Here is a 21,969-nt window from a genome sequence, read left to right on the forward strand (position 1 = left end):
TCATGTAAATATTCCCAAGTGTCACCGTCTATTTTATTTATTAGAATGCCAAATCTATTGTCGGGAAGTGAAATGGCTAGGAAGCTCGGGTTTCCTTTGATCTTTGACTAAGCCATCTTGATGAATCAGCTTATTAATTTAGCTGCTTGCCAAACAAACCATGATTAACGGACAAGCCTCCTTTCATGGAAATCATTCAACATCAAAAATATCTAAATATGGAAATCGATCTATTTTCAATTGTGGTCGTAATTATCGCGTTTTCGCTTTTTAATCCCTATTGTAATTGATAAAAGTGAAGAGCAATAAAGACGATTCGCAAGAAACAAACTAAGAATTTGGGCAATGTGTTGGGGCTTTTTATTTGTTAATTTGCTTTTCATCAACTTCTTGCGGAAAAACCATACAAGAAGCAGCGCAAGCCCCCATTGAACACAGAGCGCGATCACCGAAAATGGACTTAACGGATTATACCATGTATCCGGTGCATAAGGTGTGGCAGAGAGATACATCCACCAGCCTAGAAGACTACTTCGATCGGCACCACATATTTAATGATAATCACCACAACAAGGTAACGGAACGCTCTTCCGTATTAATAAGCTCATCCCGGAATTTCTGAGTTCCATACTTGATAACGGCATAGGAAATGAGTGCACACGGAGCTCATTAGTCTCATCCCCCATACAAAATCCTGATTAGCAAAGATGGTGAAGTTCAGTGCTGAAGGATTTGAACCCAAAACCGGTTGCACATATAATAAGTGTGGCTCGTTTACGATTAGCTCCCATATCCACAAAATACTTTTACAGCCAGTTCAATTCATGGAAATCAGGGGAACTGAATGCCGCAAAGCTAATTGAAGGAACAAACGGCAAATTCACCCCGCCTCCCGATGGTCGGAAACAGCTGAGGGATTCCAGATAAAGGTAAGCCCGGTGGAAGCCGGTCCAGGTTTTCATCACTTCCAGAATCTACCGCTTCCCATCTGTGGGCTCAAGCCGCCAAACACGGTTGAAAGTTACCATGGCGGCGAGACGAAAAACCATGTTATTCCCGATGCCGGTCTGGAATGCAGTAATGGTAACATCATCGGCTTGTGTATATATGCAGCATAGGTCAAAAATCCAGCTCCCCGCCACAGGCATTTTGCGTAGAAGCCTCAGTTTCCGGCTTCAATGTTGACCAATCCGGCGAACAGGTACTCAATTCCAGTTTCCCGCTGCCTTCAAGTGAGCGCTTTGAACAGGGAAACGATTAGTACCAGCAAATAGGTGTTTATACCTTGTTTACTTTCTTATTTGAAGAAATACCTTTAATAACGATGAACCCTCCCACACTCATCACAAATGCGTGTGCAATCAACGGCCAGTTTGAACCTGGAAACCATCCCATATGGCATTGGCCTGCTAGGCTTGGCGGGCAAGGCTTTGGTGATGCTGGTTATTAAATAATAGAGACACCATCGGCAACCACTGTAAGTAAAATATTATGGCCGGTGGCTACAAAACCAACATGTTTGTCGGTTTTGTAGCCACGGCCATCAACGTTTACTAACAGTGTGGTTGCCGGATGGTGTCTCTACTATTTAATAACCAGCATCACCGAAGCCTTGCCCGCCAACCTGCAGCAGGCCAATGCCATATGGGATGGTTTCCAGGGTTCGAACTGGCCGTTGATTGCACACGCATTTGTGATGAGTGTGGAGTGGTTCATCGTTATTAAAGGTATTTCTTCAATAGAGAAAGTAAACAAGGTATTGATTCCTTCCCTGTTGCTGGTACTAATCGTTTCCCTGTTCAAAGCACTTTCACTTGAAGGCAGCGGACTTGGAATTGAGTACCTGTTCACCCCGGATTGGTCAACATTGAAGAAGCCGGAAATATGGCTTGAGGCTCTTACGCAAAATGCCTGGGATACCGGGGCGGCCTGGGGACTGATTTTGACCTATGCTGCATATATGCGCAAGACCGATGATGTTACCATTACTGCGTTCCAGACCGGCATCGGGAATGACATGGTTTCGTTGCTGGCCGCCATCATCATTTTCTCAACCGTGTTTGGCACTTTGAGCCCACAGATGGGAAGCGGTGAGATTCTGGAAGTGATGAAAACCTCCGGACCGGCTTCCACCGGGCTTACCTTTATCTGGATGCCTCAGCTGTTTGCAACCATGGGAGGCGGTGGAATATTTGCCATTTTGTTTTTCCTTGGATTGACTTTTGCGGCATTCAGTTCCCTGATTTCCATGATTGAACTGGCTGTAAAAGTATTTGTGGATATGGGAGCTAATCGTAAACGAGCCACACTTATTATATGTGCAACCGGTTTTGGGTTTGGAATTCCTTCAGCACTGAACCTCACCATCTTTGCTAATCAGGATTTTGTATGGGGGATAGGACTGATGGTTTCCGGTGCACTCATTTCCTATGCCGTTATCAAGTATGGAACTCAGAAATTCCGGGATGAGCTTATTAATACGGAAGAGCGTTCCGCTACCTTAGGCTCCTGGTGGGAGATTATCATTAAATATGTGGTGCCGATCGAAGTGGTTACGTTGCTGGGCTGGTGGATGTATCTCTCTGCCACTACCTATGCACCGGATACATGGTATAATCCGTTAAGTCCATTTTCGGTGATGACAGTTGTGCTTCAATGGGGGCTTGCGCTGCTTCTTGTATGGTTTTTCCGCAAGAAGTTGATGAAAAGCAATTAACAAATAAAAAGCCCCGACACATTGCCGGGGCTTAATTCTTAGTTTGTTTCTTGCGAATCGTTCTTTTTATTGCTCTTCACTTTATCGATTACAATAGGGATTAAAAAAAGCGAGAACGCAATAATTACGACCACAATTGAAAATAGATCGATTTCCATCTTGAGATATTTTTGATGTTAAATAATTTCCATGAAAGGAGGCTTGTCCGTTAATCATGGTTTGTTTGGCAAGCAGCTTAATTAATAAGCTGATTCATCAAGATGGCTTATAGAAAAGAGTGGAAGGGAAACAGGAGCTTCCTGGCCGTTTGGCTTCCAACAATGAGTTTTGAGCATTCTAAATAAATAGAATCGGGCGTAACTCCGGATGTATTTTTACATGGTGGGCAATAGAGTGATGCGGGTTCTTCTTCCGCGCTTGATTCTGTAAGTCTCTCCCTGTAGTTAACATTGTGTTCTCCCGATGTGGGGGAAGAAAGAGAGAGCAGCGTGTCCGAATAACCAGGTATTCTCAAACTCAATACTCTTGGTTTGTTTTATTTCTGCCTCGGGAGGGGAATGGGGTGTAGCGGCAAGGATTTGATTAATCCCGCTGTTGAGCAGTACCGCTAATAAAAGAAGCAAAAATTTCATGCCCAAATATACATCAAATTATCCGGAGAATTAGCATGAAAGAAGGGGACTCACCTTCAGGCCCTATAAATCATAGCCAACTTCCGACTCTCTGATCGGAATCCAAACTTCCTCTTCTGCTTCGGGGTCGGTGGGATCGTAGTCGTCTTTCATGACCTCAAAATGAGGACGTTTATCCAGTTCGTAGAAGGTGCCCGGCAGCCATTCAGCGTGAATGTATTGGCTGGTTTTTGGAAAGTCGGAAGGCAGTCCTTTATGGATAAACACAGCATATTTACCACCGGCCAGTGTATAATTCTCCATTCCGTTGTTCAAAGTTCCAAAGTCATTGACCTCCACGGCAGCCCATTTCTCGAAAGGTGTTTCAGGGGTGAAGCCTTCAGAACTCAAATCGTCATCAAAAACCTGGACAGAGTATAAGCCAGAGCCTGTTGTGTTTTCGATTTGGTGCACATGGGGATGAAATGACTTCCACAACTCACGGGTCTGATCCTGCGACAGAGAAGTGCGAATGCGTTTTCCCACAAGTTTTATATCCGAGATGGTGACAATACGGGGTTCCTGCATAGCATTATTATTTTGGGGTGAGAGAGGAGGTGAATGACAAACAGGTATCCAGCCAGGTTTTTAAATCTTGATCTTCTTGCAACCCTTCTGGTAAAACATAGATCATACCTTTCATGGGCCGGCCGGTAAAATCCATTTTGATGGCATGGGGTTTGGTAAGACACTCTTCGTATTGGTCGGGACCTATTCTGGCCATAAGCTTATCGTTAACAATGCCAATCGTCATATGACCGGAAACCATGAAGCAGAGTCCGCCAAACATTTTCTTTTCAACTACATTGTCCCGGTTTTGCAGCAGGTTCCTAACTCGTTCCGCCAATCCCTCATCAAAAGCCATGTTCTTTTCATAAATTACTAACCTGATGGAATTAGCGGAATTAATTTCTCAGAAACAAGCGTCAATAGCTGGCTCTTAAACAGTGCATCTATTCCTGAAAGCTACTCATGGATGAGTTTCAGACCGATAATACCGATGAGTATCAGGCTGATAAAGAAGAACCTGGCAGCAGTGGCGGGTTCGTCAAATAAATAAATGCCGAGAATAACGGTGCCAATTGCCCCGATGCCGGTCCATACAGTGTAAGCTGTACCGATGGGTAAATTTTTTAAAGCAAAGCCTAAGAGGGTAATGCTAATAAGCATGGAAACTCCGGTAAAAATAGAAGGCCAAAACCTGGTAAAGCCTTCGGTGTACTTAAGTCCAATTGCCCATCCTATTTCAAATAAACCGGCAACCAATAAATAAATCCAGGACATGTATATCAAATGTTTGCTGAGGCCGTCCTCATTGTGGAAAAGAGCGGTAAGGTCGTCCTTACTTCCTGTATAGAATTAAAGATACCCGGTTCAGTATGGATGTACAATTGAGGAAGAAGATTTTTGATTAAAAAAATTTGGATTCAATGGTGCTGAGTCCTGTTACCATAAGTAATACCATTAAGAGTGTTTACGGAAAATCGATCCCGGTAGGTTGTGGGGGTTAATCCAGTAAAACGCTTAAAAAGTTTGCGAAAGAAGTTCACATCTTCATAGCCAACTTCCCGGCAAACCTCCCGGACGGTTTTCAAGTCATTTTCAAGTAAATGCCTGGCTGCTTTAATTCGCAATCGTTGTACATAATTGATAGGAGTTTCACCTGTGGCTGCTTTAAAGCGACGCATAAAATTACGTTGACTCATGTTAGCACGGGAAGCTAAATCAGCTACCTTGATATTTTCTGCATAACTTTTGAAAAGCCATTGCTGCAAGTCTCGAATCTCATCATCTTCATGATTAATTTGTGGAGTTTCGGCGGTATAACCGGCTTGCCAAACACGGGGCGTTCTTACTAAAAGGGCTCTTGCCGTTTGCATTGCTACCTGATGGCCACAATATTTCTCCACTAAATACAAGCATAAATCTACTCCGCTGTACACTCCGCCACTACAGAAAACCCGGTCATTTTCTGTTATATACCGTTCGGGTTGCCAATCCACCTTTGGGTAACGTTTTCTGCATTCATCTACCAGCGCCCAATGTGTAGTGGCCGGTCGTCCATCTAAAAGTTTTGCCTCAGCAAGTTGAACTACGCCCGAGCAGACACCGGCTATTGAGGTGCCATTCTCATAGGCTTTTTGAAGGAGGGAAGGGAGTTGAGCATTTCGCCGGCACTCTGTATCAAGGTCGCCACCGCCTGCGGAAACAACCATTAGGTCCGGGGAGTCTATTTCATCTACAGAATACTCAGGATCTAACTTCAGGGTCGACAACGTTTGAACACTTTCGCCGGTCAATGAAGCTGTCCTGACATTGAATTTTCGTTTCCCCTCTTTGCCCTGTAAGTTTTCATACAGGAAACCGGCACTACTGAGTATTTCTACCGGTGTAACGGCTGTTGATGGGGTTCCGCCTTCAAGAAAAATAACTGCGACATCAAGCATATAGTCAGGTTTGGCAAAATCACCCTGCTAATAAGTCAACTCTGCCTCTTTTCTAAATTCTGATGAACACTCATATTAGACATATGAACATGAATCATCAAACATAAACACGAAGAAGACCATGCCAAAATATGTAATAAAGCGCGACATACCCGGAATTGGAAGCATGAATAAAGAAGAATTGCAAGAAGTAGCCATAAACTCAAATAGGGTGTTGAATGAGCTTGGCCCTGATATACAATGGCTTCATAGCTATGTTAGAGAAAATGGGACCCATTGTGTCTATATTGCCAGGAATGAAGAAATCATCCATGAACATGCTGAAAAAAGCGGAGCATCCGTGGTTGAAATTACAAAGGTTGAAACCATGATCGATCCTACAAACGAAGAGGATTAGCAGGTATCATCTGATATGGCTTCATTCCGTGAAGTTCCGGTATTACATTACGAAAGCAGCCGGTCACAGCCTTTTCTGCCAATAACCTACATCCAGCCATTGGCCGAATTTGAAACCGATTTCTTTGAAGTGAGCCACTTTCGTCATGCCGAACTTTTCGTGGAGGGCAATGCTGGCATCATTCGGTAAGGTGATTCCGCCAATGGCAAGATGAATGTTTTTCTTTTGAAGTTCGGTGAATAAAGCCTGATAGAGTTTGGTTCCCCAGCCTTGTCCCTGCTTTTGATAATCTACGTAAACAGAAATCTCCACCGAATGCCGGTATGCAGAACGCTCTTTCCATTTGGTGGCATAGGCATAACCCATAATCTCTTTTTCTACTTCAGCCACCAGCCAGGGGAGTCCGGTAGATTCTACTTTCGATATGCGGGTTTGAATATCATCAGGAGTGATTTCTTCTTCCTCGAAAGTGACGGTTGTCTCCCGGATGTAGTAATTGTAGATACGGGTGATGTCGGGGATGTCTTTGGGCTGAATGGGGCGGATCATCATTACTTTTCAATTTCCGAGGTGTTTAACTTTCGTTTCCTCACTTAAATCAAAAAAACGGGCGGCGTTATCATACAAAATGCCACGTCGTTGTTTATCAGATAAAAAATCCAGTTCATTCAGGCGTTTGAGGATCAACCCGTAAGGAAGGTTGTCCGAACCAAACATCAGGCGGTCTTCAAGCCCGGCATCAATAAAACTTTTCAGGAGACGGGCATGAAGTTCTGCTGGCATTACACTATTCAGAATACTCATATCGGCATACACGTTTGGGTATGCTTTCATTAGCTGAATAGCCTGATCATGAAAATTAATTTCACCACCATGCATCAGCCAAATTTTAAGGTCCGGATATTTATCCAACACCGGTTTGAGCAGGAGAGGATTTCCCATTTCTTCCTTAAAATTCGGGCAGCAACCTTCCATTCGAGACTGTGGTGGAGGACCATGCCCGGCATGTACTCCCACCGGTATGGAGAGTTCCGCAGCAAGTTTAAAATAAGGATCCAGTTGTTTGTCAGCAGGTGAAATTCCATAGTAAACATACAGCATTTCTCCCAGGGCACTCATTCTTCCGTCTTCATATTCCGTTCGTAACCAATCCAAGTCCGGCCAGCCATTATTTTCTGGAAAGCAGGGATACATTCTCGGATACATTCCATCGGTACAGGGAAAGGAAGGTCCGATCTTAAATTTATGCGGCGCACTCGCTTTCCATGCTACTGCAAGCTCCCGATCGGCTCCTGATAACACAGCCAACACTACATGATGGTCCTCCATCTGTTGAAGCACTTTTTCCACAGAGGCCGCATTTTCGTTTGTGGCATGCAGGTGAACATCGATGATGGGAATACGTTGAGCGGATTGTTTCTGAGCAAATGTAATAGTAGATAAGCAAAGCAAGAAAATAGAAAAACCGAATGTTTTAGTAGTCATTGTGTTATTCCTGTTATTGAATACCCGGTGTATAATTTAGTGTCACTGAAGTAGCAAAATTAAATCTTTAGAAACAAGAGGGCAGGCTCTACGCTCAGATGCATCCAAGCTGGATTATGGTTAACATAGGTCGCATGAAAGAAGGAAATCCAAAACGCACCAAGAAACCCTGGCCGACCAAAGGTGCCATGACACAGGTGTATGAAAAGAACCTTTGGGGAGGTGGGGATACAGATTTCTATTCCGGCAGCGGCTCACACCATCCGGAATTGGTCGATCCTTATGTTGAGGCGGTAACTTCTTTTCTGCGTTCTTTTGATGAACCGTTGGTGGTTTGTGATCTGGGCTGCGGGGATTTCAATGTGGGAATGGAACTGGTCAGGTATGCTGATAAATACATTGCGGTGGATATAGTACCTGAACTCATTGAACGTAACAAAGAGACTTTCACAGCAGATAACCTGGAATTCCGGTCTCTTGATATTGCAGAAGACAGCTGGCCTGCGGGTGATTGTGTAATCCTAAGGCAGGTACTTCAACACCTGTCGAATGCAGAGATTCAGTGTATTGTGAGTAAGCTGTATAACTATGAGTATATCATTTTAACCGAGCACCTGCCCGAAGGCGATTTTGAACCTAACAGAGATATCATATCCGGACAGGGAACGAGACTCAAAAAGAATAGCGGGGTGGATTTGCTGGAGCCGCCGTTTGATCTTAAGGTAAAAAAGCAAGAGCAATGGCTTACAATTCCTGCAAAGGAATGGGGCGGGGATGTGGTGACTACGCTTTTCAGAGTGTAGGCTGGTGCTCATCCGGGCAACGTAAAGGGGAAAGAGTCATCCTGAGAATACCTCCGAAGGATCCGGGCCATGGACCATTTGGTAATCATTTCATGGCTAAGGTTCTTTGCTATCGCCAGCTTTTGCACGGTGGACCGGGTGGTCCGCTTTAGCATTCCCAACAGGGTTATTGGGAATGAGGGGAATAATTTCTTGTAAGCAAGCCCGGATTGTCACAGATTCCTATTGTTATGCCGGCCTTGTTAGGTAGGTGTTTTAACCTGTTGACTTTCCAAATAGATCATAGGATAAAACAAAGAATAGGATATTGAGAGCCATGATGAGCAATGCTATCAATATTGAGTAGAACCTGAATTTATCCCACAACGATCTTATATAAATGATGAAAAGCACAGGATAGATCAATAGCAGATCGACCCTGATATTGCCTTCGGTATTTGCCTCCCAAATCCAATAGAGTATTGTGCAAATTATAGGAAGGATGAGGTTCTTATGGGATGGAAGTTCATTCTGCTTGTTATTCACGGTGTCCTGTAAATCGTTGAGAGCTTTTTGCGGATGAAAAGTACACCTGGGAAGTATGACATGTCTGTAATCCCATTGCGGGAATTATTGTGTAGCAGAAATAGTGAAATTAATCAGTTAAAGCAAGAGTATAGAGCAAGAGCAAGATTCATCTTGGGGATATTTCCAAAGGATCCGGAGCATGGAGCATTCGGTAATCATTTCATGGCTAAGGTTCTTTGCTATCGCCAGCTTTTGCACGGCGGACCGGGTGGCCCGCTTTAGCATTCCCAACAGGGTTGTTGGGAATGAGGGGAAACAGCGGCCAAGTCAGCATTGAAACCGTTGTTATAGCCCGATTTACTGTTTTATAATCTCCCAAAACCCTCGTGGTGAAATTATCCTGATTTGCGTGATGTCTTTTGAAAGAACCAATAGATCTTTATCACCTGTAACCAAAATATCAGCTTTTGCACTCAATGCTGATTCCAATACCCATCGATCATCTTCGTCTCTTACTTTTACTTCAGAAGGCTTATCAGGAATTGGTTCTATTTGTTGTTTTCGAAGAAATAAAAGGGTCTTAGAAACTTTATTATGTGGTACGTTGAGTTTATTAATCAATACCCGTTCCAATTCATTTAAAACAATTTCTCCAGTTATTAATTGGTGGTCTGCAAGAATAACTTCAAGAAGGTCGGCACATAATCCTCTTGCGGTGAACGCACTTACCAAAACGTTTGTATCAGTAAAAATTTTCATGAAACTTCACGAAAAACATCTTCATCGGTGAGCCATCCTTGAGCTTCACCGTAGGGTAAAAGTTGTTTGCGTAGTTCCTGAAAAGACTCAATTGATAATTGGCGTTTTAAAGCTTGCCGGACCAGCTCACTCTTTGAACGTCCGGATTTTTTCGATGATTCTTCAAGAAGTTGTTCCAATTCTTTGTCAATTCGAATAGTAAGAGTAGTGTCCATAAGAGCAGTGTTATTTAAATGTTTTACAATGTAACACAACTTTAACGAACGGGCAATTTATTTATTTGGAAGGGTTATAATGACCTTGCGCATAACGGGCACGGGGATTCTGATTTCTTTTGAAGTAGCAAAATTAATTTCTGGCAATCAAGTTTCCATCGAATCCCGTCCTGCCTGTCCCGAACATTCGGGGCGTCCGATTTAAAACGCTTTGATCTTTCCAAAAAGGACGTCCTCACGTAGATTCATTATTCCCCAATAACAAAACCTACGGAGGACATCATGACCTATTTAGGAATAGACCTTCATACACGTAATATGACCATTTGTGCGGTTTCATCCAACGGAAAAAGAATCGGTGAGTGGAAACTCGCTAACGATATCGGACAACTGGATGCGTTGATCCGGAACATGGCCGGTCCTGTTAAGGCTGTGGTGGAAGCTACCAGCAGCTGGTACTGGCTGGCCGGTTGGGCGCAAAGCCGCGACCTGGAGTTGATATTGGCTCATGCCAAAATGCTCAAAGCCATTGCCTATGCGAAAGTAAAAACCGATTCCGTGGATGCCCACAGGCTGGCTCAGCTGTTAGCGGCCGATTTGATCCCACGAGCTCATATGGTAATGGGAACCCAAAGGGAGTTACGGGAACTGCTTCGGGGGAGGCTTCGGCTGGTCTGGCGCAGATGTAAGGTACAGGACAGCTTGTACAACCTATTCTTCAAGTACAATGTGTCGATTCCGAAGTATCCGTTCCGGGATTTGCACAGGCTCGAAGAACACCTGACCGCGCATCTTTCTCCCGCATCCAGTCTGGAGGCAGTCCTGCAGATTGGCCAACTCCGGCTGCTGGAAAGCCAGGTGTACCAAATCGAGGAGAATATTGACGAATACCGCCCGGAGTTTCCGGGCTATGATCGCATCAGTCAGTTGCCGGGTATTGGCAAGGTGAGCAGCTGGAGTATCCTGGCAGAGGTCGGGGATATTTCCCGGTTCGGAAGCGATAAGCATTTTGCCAGTTACTGCCGGCTGGTGCCGGGAGCTGCTGACAGTGGCGGAAAGCGTCGCCATAAATCCCGCAACAAAGATGGCAATAAATATCTGAAAGTGGCCTTCAGTCAGGCGGCTATTGGAGCGATCACGTATTATCCGCCGGTGCGTCAGTTTTATAACAAGATCCGCCGGCGGAGTGGCAAGCATGTAGCGCGGACGGTGGTAGCCAAAGAACTGGCCCGTATTGTATATTTTATGCTTTCAAGGAACCAGCCGTACAAAGGCTTTAAAGGGAAGGAAACTCCCAAAGACACGTATTTAAACTGGCCTCATTCGGTAAGCCCGCACAGTCTAAGAGGGCGTGACAGAGCAGACCCGTCACAGCCCGACGCAATTTGATTGGGACTCCGAATGGGTAATCGATGTAAGATCAGGGATGGTAGTCCGCCAGCCGGCGGATTGCAGTTCCGACAAGTGTGTCGGGAACAAGCCCGTAATGGTGTTGGATGGCTGGTTTATGAAACTGGACCATCGAATAGATCGAAAGAAGTTCGTTTAATTACCCGGTTAACCTATCAATGAGGTAAATATGATTCGTTTTCAAAGAAATGCTTAATCACAGATGGGAAAAGACTATCTACTTGACAAAGTCCTTTTTAATGGTGTTAGCCAAACGGTTTTTTTACTTAAAGTGGGTAGTTATCAAGAGTATCTCGAATTGAGAAATTAATCTTCTTGGTTGGACTCAAATCATCTACAAAATCCAGTGAATGTTCGAGTTTTAAGAATACAGGGAATAAGTCATTGGTGTGATCAGTAAAAATGCTTACTTCATCTCCATTATCAAAAATTAGCTTCGAATGTAAAACTTGAGCATGTATTGTAATTCCGTCCAATGATTTTATATATACAATTGGAATCGAAGAAACGATTAATGAAATCTCACTAAATAACTCATGGGCTGTATTGCTTTCAAAAGTTGTGTCAATATCCACATTTTCCACAGGTTCGTAGTAATAATAACCGCTAGAATCGACAATTAAATTTCTTTGTGGACAGCCTCCGTAATAACATTCACCGGAAGAAAATTCAATTCTAACCAACTTCGGTTCATTTCTTATTGGTTTAAAACGCTCAAATCGAAATTCAACCGTATCAAATTTAAAGTCGTTAACTCTTCTCTGCCGTTGTTCTAGTACTGTTTCAAACCTAAAATTTGAATCAGTTAATTTAGTGATATAGAAGACGTGCTGAGTAACCTGCTTAGAGGTAATTCGCGATTGATATGGATTATCTAGATCGACAACAATTGAATCATCGTAAACTCTATACTTTTGATAAAAGAAATCATTAAACAGAAGGCTATCACCAGATACATGTAGATATGATTTAATTTCTCCTGATTCCTGTCCCTGCCAATCTCCTTGTAAAGTTTCAAAATTAGTCCTGTTTTCAGAACAACCAATCACTAGTATTATTAAAAAAGCCTTTAAAAGTAATTTCATTCTGAAAGTTTGGCTAACATTGTATTAGGCGAATCATGGGTTTGTTAGGGCGAACCAGATAAACATACGCTGATCTGTTTTATCCTTACTTATCATTCGCATAATGTGATAATATGGATGTTATCCGAACGGGCATTCGCCTAAACGGTTCGTCTAATATCCGTTTTAATAATAAGCGAAGGTGCTAAAATTCTATCTAAAAGTACAAACGCATTATTTACAAGTGGCTGACAGGTGGGCGAGACTTGAATGAAATATTTGATGATAGAATAACATATGAAGTTAAAGCCGACCGTAGGGGAACCAGTTGAGTCGGAAATGTTTGGTTATCATTTCATGGCTAAGGTTCTTCGCTATCGCCTGCCTTTGCCGTCAGGCAGGCTCAGAATGACCCATTATTTATTAATGCTTATCCAGATGATACCTTAAAGCCATTTGTATGCAAATCCGAAGTTCTTTTTCAGGCAGGCTAGTATCAGCAGGTAACAGAATGGCACGATTTCCCTCAAACTCCAGCTCATCCTTAAACATGCTTCGCCAGGTCTCAATAAGGGAAGTGTTACAGCTCACATACATCCCAATCTGCTCCGGGTTTTTCTCCTTCCAGTCTATGCGAATGGTGGTGCCGCTTTTAGGGCGACGGGTGAGGTAAGCCGGTTCACTCCATTTAAGGGTTTCTTCCAGCTCACCAACGCCCTCGGTTTGTTCAGCCACCTCATATATCAACGCCCGCAACCTCTCCATCTTCACCCTGACAGGCTCCGGATAACTTTCAAATTTCTCCTTCACACTCTTATTCATAACCTGGTCAATGGTCAATGGTCAATGGTCAATGGTCAATGGTCAATGGTCAATGGTCAATGGTCAATGGTCAATGGTCATTGGTCGTAGGTCGTTAATCATTGGTCCAACATCCCAAACTCATACTCCTTAGGCGGATCCACACCTTTCAGATGCTCCACAAAATAATCCCAACGCTTACGCATCATATAATCTTCGCTGTAATATCCGTGTCCGCGGTTTGGAAACATGATCATATCGAAATCCTTGTTGGCTTCGATGAGTGCGTTTATCACCAGCAGAGAGTTGTAAGGAGGGACATTGCTGTCGAGCGTGCCGTGGGTAATCAGCAGCTTGCCTTGCAGGCTATCAGCCAGTAGTTGGTTAGCCTGGTTGTCGTAGTTGGTGGACTGATCGTCAGTAGCACCGTCAATGTTGGTGGCTTTGAGCAGTCCCTGCCATTTCTCTCCCCATGGATCGGCATAGTTTCGGTTATCATGGTTACCGGCACCGGAAACGGCGACATCATAAAAACCGGGGTAGGCGAACAGGGCACGGGTAGAGGCAAATCCACCACCGGAATGGCCAAAGATGCCTACCCGACTGATATCCATCCATGAATGACGCTCACCGAGCTGTTCAATCATGGTAATTTGATCAGGAAGTCCATTGTCGCCCATGTTTCCGTAATAGAAATCATGAAATTCTTTAGAACGACCAGGCGTGCCCATCGCATCCACTTCAACCACAATGAAACCAAGTTCAGCCAGGGCTTGCTTGTCGGAGCGGGCCGCTCGGAAAGAGCGACTTCCCACACTGCCGGTTTGAGGACCGGGGTAAATATAGTTCAGCACGGGATAAGACTCCGAAGAGCTGAAATTGGACGGCTTGTACATCAGTCCATACAGGTCGGTAATGCCATCGCGGGCTTTAACAGAAAAGGGAACAGGTGGTACCCAGCCGTGTGCCTGCAGCTCAGAGATATCGGCGGTAGCCAAATCAACAAGTACTTCACCTTCCATATTTCGGATAACTGATGTTGGAGGAGTAGTTGGTGTTGACCTGGTATCTACAAAATAGGTCCCGGACTCTGAAACTTCAATTTCATGATGAGCTTGTTCCGGCGTTAGCAGACGGAGATCGGTTCCGTCAAAGTTCACCCGGTAAAAATATTCGAAATAGGGGTCGCCATCCTCACGTACCGCACCGGTGAAATAGATAGTTCGGGAGTCTTCATCTACATGACGAACCTGATTCACGTTCCAGTCACCGGAAGTAATCTGATTCTTGAGCTTTCCGGTTTGAAGGTCATACAGGTATAAATGGCCCCAGTTATCACGCTGTGAATACCAAATCACCTCATTGCTTTCGTTGAGTACGTGCCAGTTCACCATGTCGTTACCGGATTCAAAAAAGGTATCCGTTTCTTCTTTCAACACCGATCGAACACTTCCGGTATTGGGATCAGCGGTTTGAAGATGTACATCCTGGTGATCGCGTGATACCGATACAAATGCCAGCGTATTACTATCATTGCTCCATTTGTTATCCAGAAAGTTTCCGCCCCAGTCCGCAATATGGTCAGTGATGGTAGAGCGCTGAGGATCGGGATCCATATTAAGTCGAACAACTATCGGGGTGGGTTCCAGGTTAATTACTACCCGATGAATGCGGAAAATTACACTGTCGCCCGGCAAAGGGTACTTCCAGGCTTCCAGTTCGGGGTGACCTACTTTTGTAGACGCCAGATACATTTCACCCACGCCGCGGGCATCCTGTTGAAAGGTTGAAATTCGTTTTGAGTCGGGCGACCACAACACTACAGGTCCTTCTCTTTTCACCCAGCCGGCATTGTTGGTGGCGTAGCCGAAGTTTTCCAGGCCGTCAAAGGTAAGTTGAGTTACCCGGCCGGATTCCAGGTTCCTCATATACAGGTTGTGATCCCTTATAAACACGGATTTCTTTCCATCAGGAGAAACCGATTCATTCCAGTAGTTTCGAACTTCGTCACGGGTAATTTCGCAATCGTAACCTATGAGTTCACACTTGTATTCCTTTCCATTGGCTGAGAAAGTAATGGCTTCACCTTCATCGGTAAAATCGAAGCTTCTAAAGGGGAGGTCCAGGGGCTCTACCTCTTCATCCATCATACCTGATAAAACGTCCGCCAGCCGGTCATGATCAAATGCCCGTTCTTTGGTTTCGGCTTCGGGATCAGCCATCATAAATTCGGTACCATCAGCTAAAGAGTGCCGGTAAATAAGTCGGTTATCATCCAGCCATTCTTCACCGGCTAAGGTTCCGTGAACCAAATCATTGGTATGAGTGGAGAGCATTTTTTCAGCTCGCTGGTAGTCTTCTTCAGACACTTTTTCGGAGTAAATTTTACAGCCCGAAGTGAGCAGAATCAAAGAAGAGAATAGAATGAGCAGGGGAAAAGAGCGATTGGTGGACAATTTCATAGGGAAATTTTGTTAGTTCTGTTTGGTGTTGCGAATATAGAGAATCATCAGACTTCTTCAAGTAAAAGGTTGTGGTAAAATGTGATACTTCGGTTTACCAAATAGAAGACAACCAGAATGCTGCTTTGTGACAAATTATTTAAGTCAGTGTTCTTGTCTCTTTAAAATTGTCTAAGTTCGACTCATGAAATTTCTGCAGAATATCTTCGATTTTTATATCCAAAGCAGTATCCATGTTGGCCTTACTGTTATGACGCTGGCTACACTTTCGGTGATGCAATTTGGCTTTGTACCGGAACCAACCCTGTTGTTATTCATTTGGCTGGGTACCATTTGCGGCTACAACTTTGTGAAGTATGCGGGAATTTCGAATCGTCATCACCTGGAAATCACCAGGAATGTGCTGTTGATTCGGATCTTTACCGTTTGCTGCTTTGCCGGTTTTTTGTACTTCGGCCGGTTACTACCAACGTATATTTGGTACACAACCGGAGTAGTGGGAGTGATGACGGCTTTGTACACCATTCCATTCTTCAGGCAAAAAAACCTGAGGAGTTTCAAAGGGGCTAAGATATTTGTGATTGCCGCAGTCTGGGTCGGGTTTACCGTTGTTCTGCCCCTTCAATACCACTACATGAGTTTTTTGAGTGAACGGGTTCTTCTGCAGAGTGCAGAGATATTCTTATTTGTGATGGTACTGATGCTGCCCTTCGAGATCCGCGATTTGAAATATGATATGCCGCATCTTGTAACCATACCACAACTGATCGGCGTTCAGAAAACAAAGTGGCTGGGTACGGCTTTGGTGGGTGTTATAGCTGTTCTGATTTACCTGCAGAAATACGTGTATGCTTTTTACCTGCCGGTGAATGTTGGTGTTTTAGGGTTACTCCTTTTGGTAGTCTGGTTCAGCAAAGAGAAACAGGGGAGATATTATGCTTCTTTTTGGGTGGAGAGCATACCGATTGTTTGGCTGGTGGGGTATTTGTTTATATAGTGAGTTCTGAAACAGATTTATTCTCTTGCCAAAATAGTAGTCATTTCGCGGCGTATGCCTGAAATCTGATTGTTGTTCGAGAGACGATATTGGCGATAATTAGATTCCCGTCTGCACGGGAATGACCCTATACTCTCGATGTATTAATTAATATCAATCCCGAAGCTTCAGCTTAGCTACCGCTTCGATGTGGTAGGTTTGAGGGAACATATCCACGGGCTGCACTTCTTCGATGTCATACACTTCCTTCAGCTCTTTCAGGTCACGCGCCATGGTGGAACTGTTACAGCTTACGTACACAATACGCGGCACCTTCAGCTCACACAGGCGTTCAACCACATCCGGGTGCATACCGGCGCGGGGAGGGTCAGTAATGAGTACGTTCGGAGCACCATATTCATCTACCACATCCTGTGTAAACACATCTTTCATATCTCCTTTGATGAAAGATACATTCTCCACTTCATTCTCTTTTGCATTGAAGCGGGCATTTTCTACGGCCACATCTACCAGCTCGATTCCCAGAACGTGTTTTGCAGGCTTACTCATGAATAGGCTGAGTGTGCCTACTCCGCAATACAAGTCATATACTACATCACCGTCTTCCAATTCGGCATAATCGCGGGCAATTTCATACAGCTTCTCAGCCTGAGCCGTATTGGTTTGAAAGAAGGCATTGGGATGAATTTTGAAAGTGAACTCCCCAATTTTATCAACTATAAAACCAGGCCCGTGCAGCACTTTCTCGAAACGACCAACCGCCGTCGGACTTTTTGTATCATTCACGTTATTCACAATGGTGGTAATGAAAGTAAATTCATCAAGAAGGGCTTTCGCCATCTTTTTCATAACATCCTGATCATCCTGATAGGTAACCAGATTCACCATAAAGTCATCAGTGTGATGGGAATTACGGATCATCACGTGACGCATAAAACCGGTGTTTTCAAAGGTGTCGTACGGTTCAATGCCGTGTTCAATGCAATAGCTCCTAACAAAATCCAAAATCTCAAACGACTCTTTTACCTGCAGGTGACATTCCTTCAAATTCAGGATTTTATCAAAACGGCCCGGGGCGTGAAGGCCGGCAGCAAAGGCGGAATCATCCACATACTCATCACTCCGGATTTCTTCTTCAGTGAGCCAGCGCCGTGAGCTGATGCTGTACTCCATCTTATTCCGATAATAGAATTCCTGATCGGCACCCACACCTTCTTTGACGATGGATCCGTCCAGGTGGCCAATCCGCTCTATGTGATCCCGAACCTGCTGGCTTTTAAACTCAATCTGTTTCTGGTAGGGGATATGCTGCCAGCTGCAGCCTCCACACACTTTGGCATGTCGGCATTTAGGCTCAATGCGGTGCGGACTGGGTTCCAGCACCTCCAGCAGTTTGGCTTCCCGGTGTTTCTTTTTCTTTTTGATGATCCGGGCTTTAACCTTATCGCCGGGAGTAGTTCCGGGTACAAAAACGGCAAGGCCGTCCACCTTTGCCAGTCCTTTGCCTTTAAACGCCGCATCTATAATTTCGAGTTCTACTTCCTGACCTTTTTTAAGCGACATATTTATACTTTCTCTTCTCTGTTTGCTTCGTAATAGGTTTGAAATTGTATGTTGAGCGCCAGCTGTTCACTTGAAACTTCTGCAAGTTTTTGAGCCGTCGTTTCCAGCTGACGTAAAGCAATATTGGTGAGTGTTTGAAGGAATTTAACGGCTATTTGGGGGTGACGGTCACGCAATACCTCAAAATCCGGTTTAAAGAAACCCAGCAGGTCACAATCAGTTACACATCGCGCCGATGACTTTCTCCTCAAATTATATCCGATAGAAAGAGCACCAAAACTATCCGGTGATTCCAGCTCCAATTCTGAGATTATTTCGTCCGGAGCTTCTTCATCCGGAGTGCCAATGGTGAGCTGTATTTTCCCTTTTTCGATGAAATACATGCCGGTACCCGGATCATTTTTGTAGAATACATACTCGCCCTCTTTATAGCTCCTGCGATGGCACAGCTGCAAAAACTCGTAGCGTTCAGCGGGATTGAGGTTTGCCAGGAACTTCGACTTGAAGACGATATTCGACTGATCTTTTAAGCGTTTTAATTTATCAAACATGGCGCCTGTAATTGAGGTTAAAAGGAGTGACCGATCCCAAAACTGAAATATAGCTGCTTGTTGTTTAACCAGCCATCCTGAAGGTCGTGCAGGCGGAAGGCAAAATCAAACCGAACCACCACATATTCCCAGTCTAAACGTAAACCCGGTCCGCTGCCTACGGCAATTTGGTTATAAAAATTATCAAAACGAAAGCGCCCCTGCTCCAGCCTGTCCTGATTGTTTTCATCGCGGAAATCATTTTCGGGCCCATACCATACGTTGCCGGCGTCAACGAATAAAGCAGCCATCCAGTTGGCGCCCAGAAAATCCCGGATAAAGGTCTGCCGTACTTCGCTGAAGGCAGCCAGTTTAATTTCACCGCCGGGAATGTTCACGTTGTCGGTAGAGATATCACCCGGCCCGAGCTGGAAGGGTGCCCAGCCACGAATATCATTACTTCCTCCGGCAAAGAAACGCCGGTTCAACGGGATGGAAGTGGAGCCCCCGTATGGTTGGGCAAAACCGCCGAAGAGTCTCCAGGCAAAAACCCCGGAATTTGAAATGGGTATGTAGCGCCGATAATCAGCAGAAAGCTTGACAAAACGGCTGTAGCTCAAATCGTTATCACTCAACCCAAATAGGGAAGGTAGGTTGCCTTCCAGGGTATCCGGAGTTGAGATGTGATTATCAATCACATAAGGAATGTTACCACCCACCGAAATGGAGTATTCACTGAAATACCCGCGATTTCTTTTAATAAGGTCCGTGTTTTGGCTACGGAAGGTATATCGGATGATGGAAGAAACCTGGGGCTCAAAATCCTCCAGGATACGCTGCAGTTCAAAGGCATCAACGATGGTGCCATCCTGCAGGGTATCGGTACCAAATTCATTCCGTAGGTTCCGGATGTAGGCATCCGAGGGGTTGGTATCTACCAAATCCAGTTCAATTAAGTCCAGGAAACTGGAGTAATTGGGAGTGTGGTTAACCTCATACCGCATGTTGAATCCCACATCAGAATTTATATCGAAGAGAAGCTGGTCGGAGCGGCTGTAGGATAACAAGTACCGGGTTACACCGCTGGTAAAGCCCGGACGGTTATCAAGAGTTCGGAATGGGAAGTTCAAGCGGGGGACGGAGTATTCAGCTCTTAGTTCGTAGCTACGGAACACGGAAGATTGTGTGGCCGTGGTGTCAATTTCTTCGAGTACGGCAGGGCTCACAAATTCGAAGCTGGCATTGGCACCAATAATCAGGTTTTCGGCATTTCCGAATACGTTATTGTTGTTGTAGTCAATTCCAAAACCGGTGCCGTACCCATATCGCTTCATCCCGAACAGCTCGGTAGATATACTGTGTTTAGTCAGGGTTTGAAGGTCAAAATAAACAGGAATTTCTTCACGGGTGAAGTCTGGCAGGGCCTGGTTTTCGTTCTGCCCGAAGCGTTGTATGTAGAGCATCCCGAGATTCTGAAACTCATTTACAGTCTCCAGATATAAAGAATGATTGTAAATAGAACCCGGCTTGAACAGTAGCTGACTGGAAAGTAAGCTAAAGTGAGATTGTGTCCCCGGTTCTTTTTGCAGATAAATCACATTTGAAGAATCCTCGGTATGCGGAGGCCCGATCAGCGTATCTCGTTGAGTGTAATTAACAGGAGGTTCCTCGTCACTTAGCCGAACCCTGATGTCCCCAAAGCGATATATATCACCGAGACTTACCTGATACAACACATCCAGTGAGTTGGACGCAGTAGTGTCGGGTTTTACCAAAGCAATCACCGAATCTCGCTGAACGGAGGCATATCCATTGTTTTTGAGGAAGGTGATGATGCGCTGTTGTTCATTACTCAGTTCCTGGGAACTGTATTGCCGGTTTACCCGATAAGTGTTTTCATCAATGCGCCCCTTCGTGAGAGCGCTCTGTTCAAGAAACTCGACCCTCTTTTGGGGATCTGAAAATCCCGGTATTCCCCGGTACGATATCGTATTGATGAAATAAGGCTCTCCTTCATCAACAATGAAAGAGACCTCAATCTTATCTGTACGGTACTCTACAATGGTGGTATCTACCTGCACGTCCAGAAAGCCCAGCGACTCGTAGTACAAGGTGATCCGCTCCATATCGTTGCCAACGGTTTGCAGATTCAGGTAGGCCGGGTCTTCACCGAACCTTCCATTCGATAAATTCCAGATAAAATACCAGGGAGTAAAGCGGGGTATTCCAAGGAATTCACGGTTGGTGCGGGTTCTTACCAGTGTTTCTAAGGTCCGGTCTTTGACGTTTTCATTTCCTGAAAACCGGATGCGGCGTACTACATCTTCGGTGTTGGTGCTTTCCTGGGTTTGTTGGGCATAAATTTCGCCCGGATAAATGATATCCACCCATGCAAAAATACATAGCAGAAATGTGATTCTAAGTAGGCTGTAGATAGATGCAAGCAAGGTAATACAGAAAAAACGGCTGCTCTTTACAGAACAACCGCAGCCTCTGTTGAGGATTAGTTTTTAAACGTCGTCGTAATCGAATCCTTCGTCTTCTTCATTATGAAAGAAGTCTTCTTTACGGATATAGTCAGGCCAGATATCTTCAATTCCTTCATATACAGGCTCTTCCCCTTGTTCGATTTCTTCAAGCTCTTCGAGATTGACAATAACCTGGTTAGGCAAGCCATTGCGTTCTGCCCATTCAATAAGTTCTTCCCGGGTGGCCGGGAAAGGGGCATCATCTAAAGCTGCGGCTAATTCAACGGTCCAAATCATAGTTAGGTAATTTTTTTAGAATGAATGAGTGTAATAAACACATGTGTTGATAAAACACAAGTGAATAAATAAAATTTTTGTTCCAAATTCGTGCCGAAAATATTGTTATCTTCGCACAAATACATCAACTAAATCCTGAGAGGATTATTTTATGTTTAACAGTTTAGGCGCCCCTGAAATTCTCATTATTGCCATCATGGTTTTGGTACTTTTCGGAGCAAAACGCATCCCGGAATTGGCTCGTGGATTAGGGCAGGGAATCAAAGAATTCCGTCAGGCTTCAAAAGATATTAAAAAGGAAATTGAAGACAGTTCCCGTGATATTAATGATGCCGCTAATCACGAAGAAACCTCATCTAAAAGCAAATAAACCCAGA

At 44.5% G+C, this 21,969-nt stretch carries 22 protein-coding genes; 6 read left to right on the forward strand and 16 right to left on the reverse strand.

Annotated elements, in window-relative coordinates; all coding sequences use genetic code 11:
• The first annotated feature begins 1,561 nt into the window (after positions 1 to 1,561).
• Positions 1,562 to 2,716, forward strand: a complete 1,155-nt coding sequence (locus ABFW99_RS01450; RefSeq protein WP_440707390.1) for a sodium-dependent transporter — start codon at positions 1,562 to 1,564, stop codon at positions 2,714 to 2,716.
• 443 nt (positions 2,717 to 3,159) lie between these two features.
• Here the strand turns inward: ABFW99_RS01450 and ABFW99_RS01455 are convergent, their stop codons facing one another.
• The 5 genes from ABFW99_RS01455 to ABFW99_RS01475 form a co-directional block, all read right to left on the reverse strand.
• Positions 3,160 to 3,348, reverse strand: a complete 189-nt coding sequence (locus ABFW99_RS01455) for a hypothetical protein (RefSeq protein WP_440707391.1) — start codon at positions 3,346 to 3,348, stop codon at positions 3,160 to 3,162.
• Positions 3,349 to 3,411: 63 nt separating this feature from the next.
• Positions 3,412 to 3,915 (reverse strand): GyrI-like domain-containing protein, encoded by a 504-nt coding sequence (locus ABFW99_RS01460; RefSeq protein WP_440707392.1) that lies wholly within the window; start codon positions 3,913 to 3,915, stop codon positions 3,412 to 3,414.
• Positions 3,916 to 3,922: 7 nt separating this feature from the next.
• Positions 3,923 to 4,252: a TfoX/Sxy family protein gene (locus ABFW99_RS01465; RefSeq protein WP_349353144.1), complete on the reverse strand. Its 330-nt coding sequence runs from the start codon at positions 4,250 to 4,252 to the stop codon at positions 3,923 to 3,925.
• 101 nt (positions 4,253 to 4,353) lie between these two features.
• Positions 4,354 to 4,671 carry a quaternary ammonium compound efflux SMR transporter SugE gene (gene sugE, locus ABFW99_RS01470; RefSeq protein WP_349353145.1) on the reverse strand — a complete coding sequence of 106 codons (318 nt, stop codon included), beginning with the start codon at positions 4,669 to 4,671 and terminating at the stop codon, positions 4,354 to 4,356.
• 143 nt (positions 4,672 to 4,814) lie between these two features.
• A complete protein-coding gene (locus ABFW99_RS01475) occupies positions 4,815 to 5,834 on the reverse strand; it encodes a GlxA family transcriptional regulator (RefSeq protein ID WP_440707393.1) in 1,020 nt (339 codons plus the stop codon).
• Positions 5,835 to 5,955: 121 nt separating this feature from the next.
• On the opposite strand from ABFW99_RS01475, the gene ABFW99_RS01480 reads away from it, so the two are divergent.
• Positions 5,956 to 6,231 carry a DUF4242 domain-containing protein gene (locus tag ABFW99_RS01480; RefSeq protein WP_349353148.1) on the forward strand — a complete coding sequence of 92 codons (276 nt, stop codon included), beginning with the start codon at positions 5,956 to 5,958 and terminating at the stop codon, positions 6,229 to 6,231.
• A 63-nt stretch (positions 6,232 to 6,294) separates the two neighbouring features.
• Here ABFW99_RS01480 and ABFW99_RS01485 read toward each other — a convergent pair whose 3' ends face one another.
• Together ABFW99_RS01485 and ABFW99_RS01490 are read right to left on the reverse strand one after the other, a co-directional pair.
• The gene (locus ABFW99_RS01485) at positions 6,295 to 6,783 is read right to left on the reverse strand and encodes an arsinothricin resistance N-acetyltransferase ArsN1 family B (protein ID WP_349353149.1); all 489 of its coding nucleotides are present in this window, start codon (positions 6,781 to 6,783) and stop codon (positions 6,295 to 6,297) included.
• A gap of 6 nt (positions 6,784 to 6,789) precedes the next feature.
• Complete coding sequence (locus ABFW99_RS01490) at positions 6,790 to 7,716, reverse strand: amidohydrolase family protein (protein WP_349353150.1); 927 nt, start codon at positions 7,714 to 7,716, stop codon at positions 6,790 to 6,792.
• Positions 7,717 to 7,832: 116 nt separating this feature from the next.
• Between ABFW99_RS01490 and ABFW99_RS01495 the strand changes: the two genes are divergently transcribed.
• Positions 7,833 to 8,519, forward strand: coding sequence for a class I SAM-dependent methyltransferase (locus tag ABFW99_RS01495; protein ID WP_349353151.1), 687 nt, complete (start codon positions 7,833 to 7,835; stop codon positions 8,517 to 8,519).
• Positions 8,520 to 9,383: 864 nt separating this feature from the next.
• On the opposite strand, the gene ABFW99_RS01500 is transcribed toward ABFW99_RS01495, so the two are convergent.
• Together ABFW99_RS01500 and ABFW99_RS01505 are read right to left on the reverse strand one after the other, a co-directional pair.
• Positions 9,384 to 9,785 carry a putative toxin-antitoxin system toxin component, PIN family gene (locus ABFW99_RS01500; RefSeq protein WP_349353152.1) on the reverse strand — a complete coding sequence of 134 codons (402 nt, stop codon included), beginning with the start codon at positions 9,783 to 9,785 and terminating at the stop codon, positions 9,384 to 9,386.
• Positions 9,782 to 10,000, reverse strand: coding sequence for a ribbon-helix-helix protein, CopG family (locus ABFW99_RS01505; protein WP_349353153.1), 219 nt, complete (start codon positions 9,998 to 10,000; stop codon positions 9,782 to 9,784). The genes ABFW99_RS01500 and ABFW99_RS01505 overlap by 4 nt, the downstream gene beginning before the upstream one ends.
• A gap of 282 nt (positions 10,001 to 10,282) precedes the next feature.
• Here ABFW99_RS01505 and ABFW99_RS01510 point away from each other — a divergent pair, with 282 nt between their 5' ends.
• Positions 10,283 to 11,389: an IS110 family transposase gene (locus ABFW99_RS01510; RefSeq protein ID WP_349353154.1), complete on the forward strand. Its 1,107-nt coding sequence runs from the start codon at positions 10,283 to 10,285 to the stop codon at positions 11,387 to 11,389.
• A gap of 287 nt (positions 11,390 to 11,676) precedes the next feature.
• Here ABFW99_RS01510 and ABFW99_RS01515 read toward each other — a convergent pair whose 3' ends face one another.
• The 3 genes from ABFW99_RS01515 to ABFW99_RS01525 all read right to left on the reverse strand — a co-directional run bounded on the left by ABFW99_RS01515 (position 11,677) and on the right by ABFW99_RS01525 (position 15,737).
• A complete protein-coding gene (locus ABFW99_RS01515) occupies positions 11,677 to 12,495 on the reverse strand; it encodes a hypothetical protein (RefSeq protein ID WP_349353155.1) in 819 nt (272 codons plus the stop codon).
• Between the two features lie 402 nt (positions 12,496 to 12,897).
• Positions 12,898 to 13,284 carry a DUF1801 domain-containing protein gene (locus tag ABFW99_RS01520; RefSeq protein ID WP_349353156.1) on the reverse strand — a complete coding sequence of 129 codons (387 nt, stop codon included), beginning with the start codon at positions 13,282 to 13,284 and terminating at the stop codon, positions 12,898 to 12,900.
• 110 nt (positions 13,285 to 13,394) lie between these two features.
• On the reverse strand, positions 13,395 to 15,737 hold the full coding sequence (locus ABFW99_RS01525) for a S9 family peptidase (RefSeq protein ID WP_349353157.1): 2,343 nt from the start codon (positions 15,735 to 15,737) through the stop codon (positions 13,395 to 13,397).
• Between the two features lie 184 nt (positions 15,738 to 15,921).
• Here ABFW99_RS01525 and ABFW99_RS01530 point away from each other — a divergent pair, with 184 nt between their 5' ends.
• The gene (locus ABFW99_RS01530) at positions 15,922 to 16,734 is read left to right on the forward strand and encodes a hypothetical protein (RefSeq protein WP_349353158.1); all 813 of its coding nucleotides are present in this window, start codon (positions 15,922 to 15,924) and stop codon (positions 16,732 to 16,734) included.
• A gap of 153 nt (positions 16,735 to 16,887) precedes the next feature.
• Here the strand turns inward: ABFW99_RS01530 and rlmD are convergent, their stop codons facing one another.
• The 4 genes from rlmD to ABFW99_RS01550 all read right to left on the reverse strand — a co-directional run bounded on the left by rlmD (position 16,888) and on the right by ABFW99_RS01550 (position 21,592).
• On the reverse strand, positions 16,888 to 18,297 hold the full coding sequence (rlmD, locus tag ABFW99_RS01535; RefSeq protein ID WP_349353159.1) for a 23S rRNA (uracil(1939)-C(5))-methyltransferase RlmD: 1,410 nt from the start codon (positions 18,295 to 18,297) through the stop codon (positions 16,888 to 16,890).
• Between the two features lie 2 nt (positions 18,298 to 18,299).
• Entirely contained in the window at positions 18,300 to 18,848 is a 549-nt protein-coding gene (locus ABFW99_RS01540; protein ID WP_349353160.1) for a cyclic nucleotide-binding domain-containing protein, read from the reverse strand.
• A gap of 17 nt (positions 18,849 to 18,865) precedes the next feature.
• Positions 18,866 to 21,274, reverse strand: coding sequence for a BamA/TamA family outer membrane protein (locus ABFW99_RS01545; protein WP_440707394.1), 2,409 nt, complete (start codon positions 21,272 to 21,274; stop codon positions 18,866 to 18,868).
• Between the two features lie 63 nt (positions 21,275 to 21,337).
• Entirely contained in the window at positions 21,338 to 21,592 is a 255-nt protein-coding gene (locus tag ABFW99_RS01550) for a DUF2795 domain-containing protein (RefSeq protein ID WP_020402200.1), read from the reverse strand.
• A 151-nt stretch (positions 21,593 to 21,743) separates the two neighbouring features.
• Between ABFW99_RS01550 and ABFW99_RS01555 the strand changes: the two genes are divergently transcribed.
• Positions 21,744 to 21,962, forward strand: a complete 219-nt coding sequence (locus tag ABFW99_RS01555; RefSeq protein WP_255135462.1) for a Sec-independent protein translocase subunit TatA/TatB — start codon at positions 21,744 to 21,746, stop codon at positions 21,960 to 21,962.
• Positions 21,963 to 21,969: the final 7 nt, after the last annotated feature.

It is taken from the genome of Gracilimonas sp. BCB1 (assembly GCF_040117685.2).
Classification (GTDB): Bacteria; Bacteroidota; Rhodothermia; order Balneolales; family Balneolaceae; genus Gracilimonas.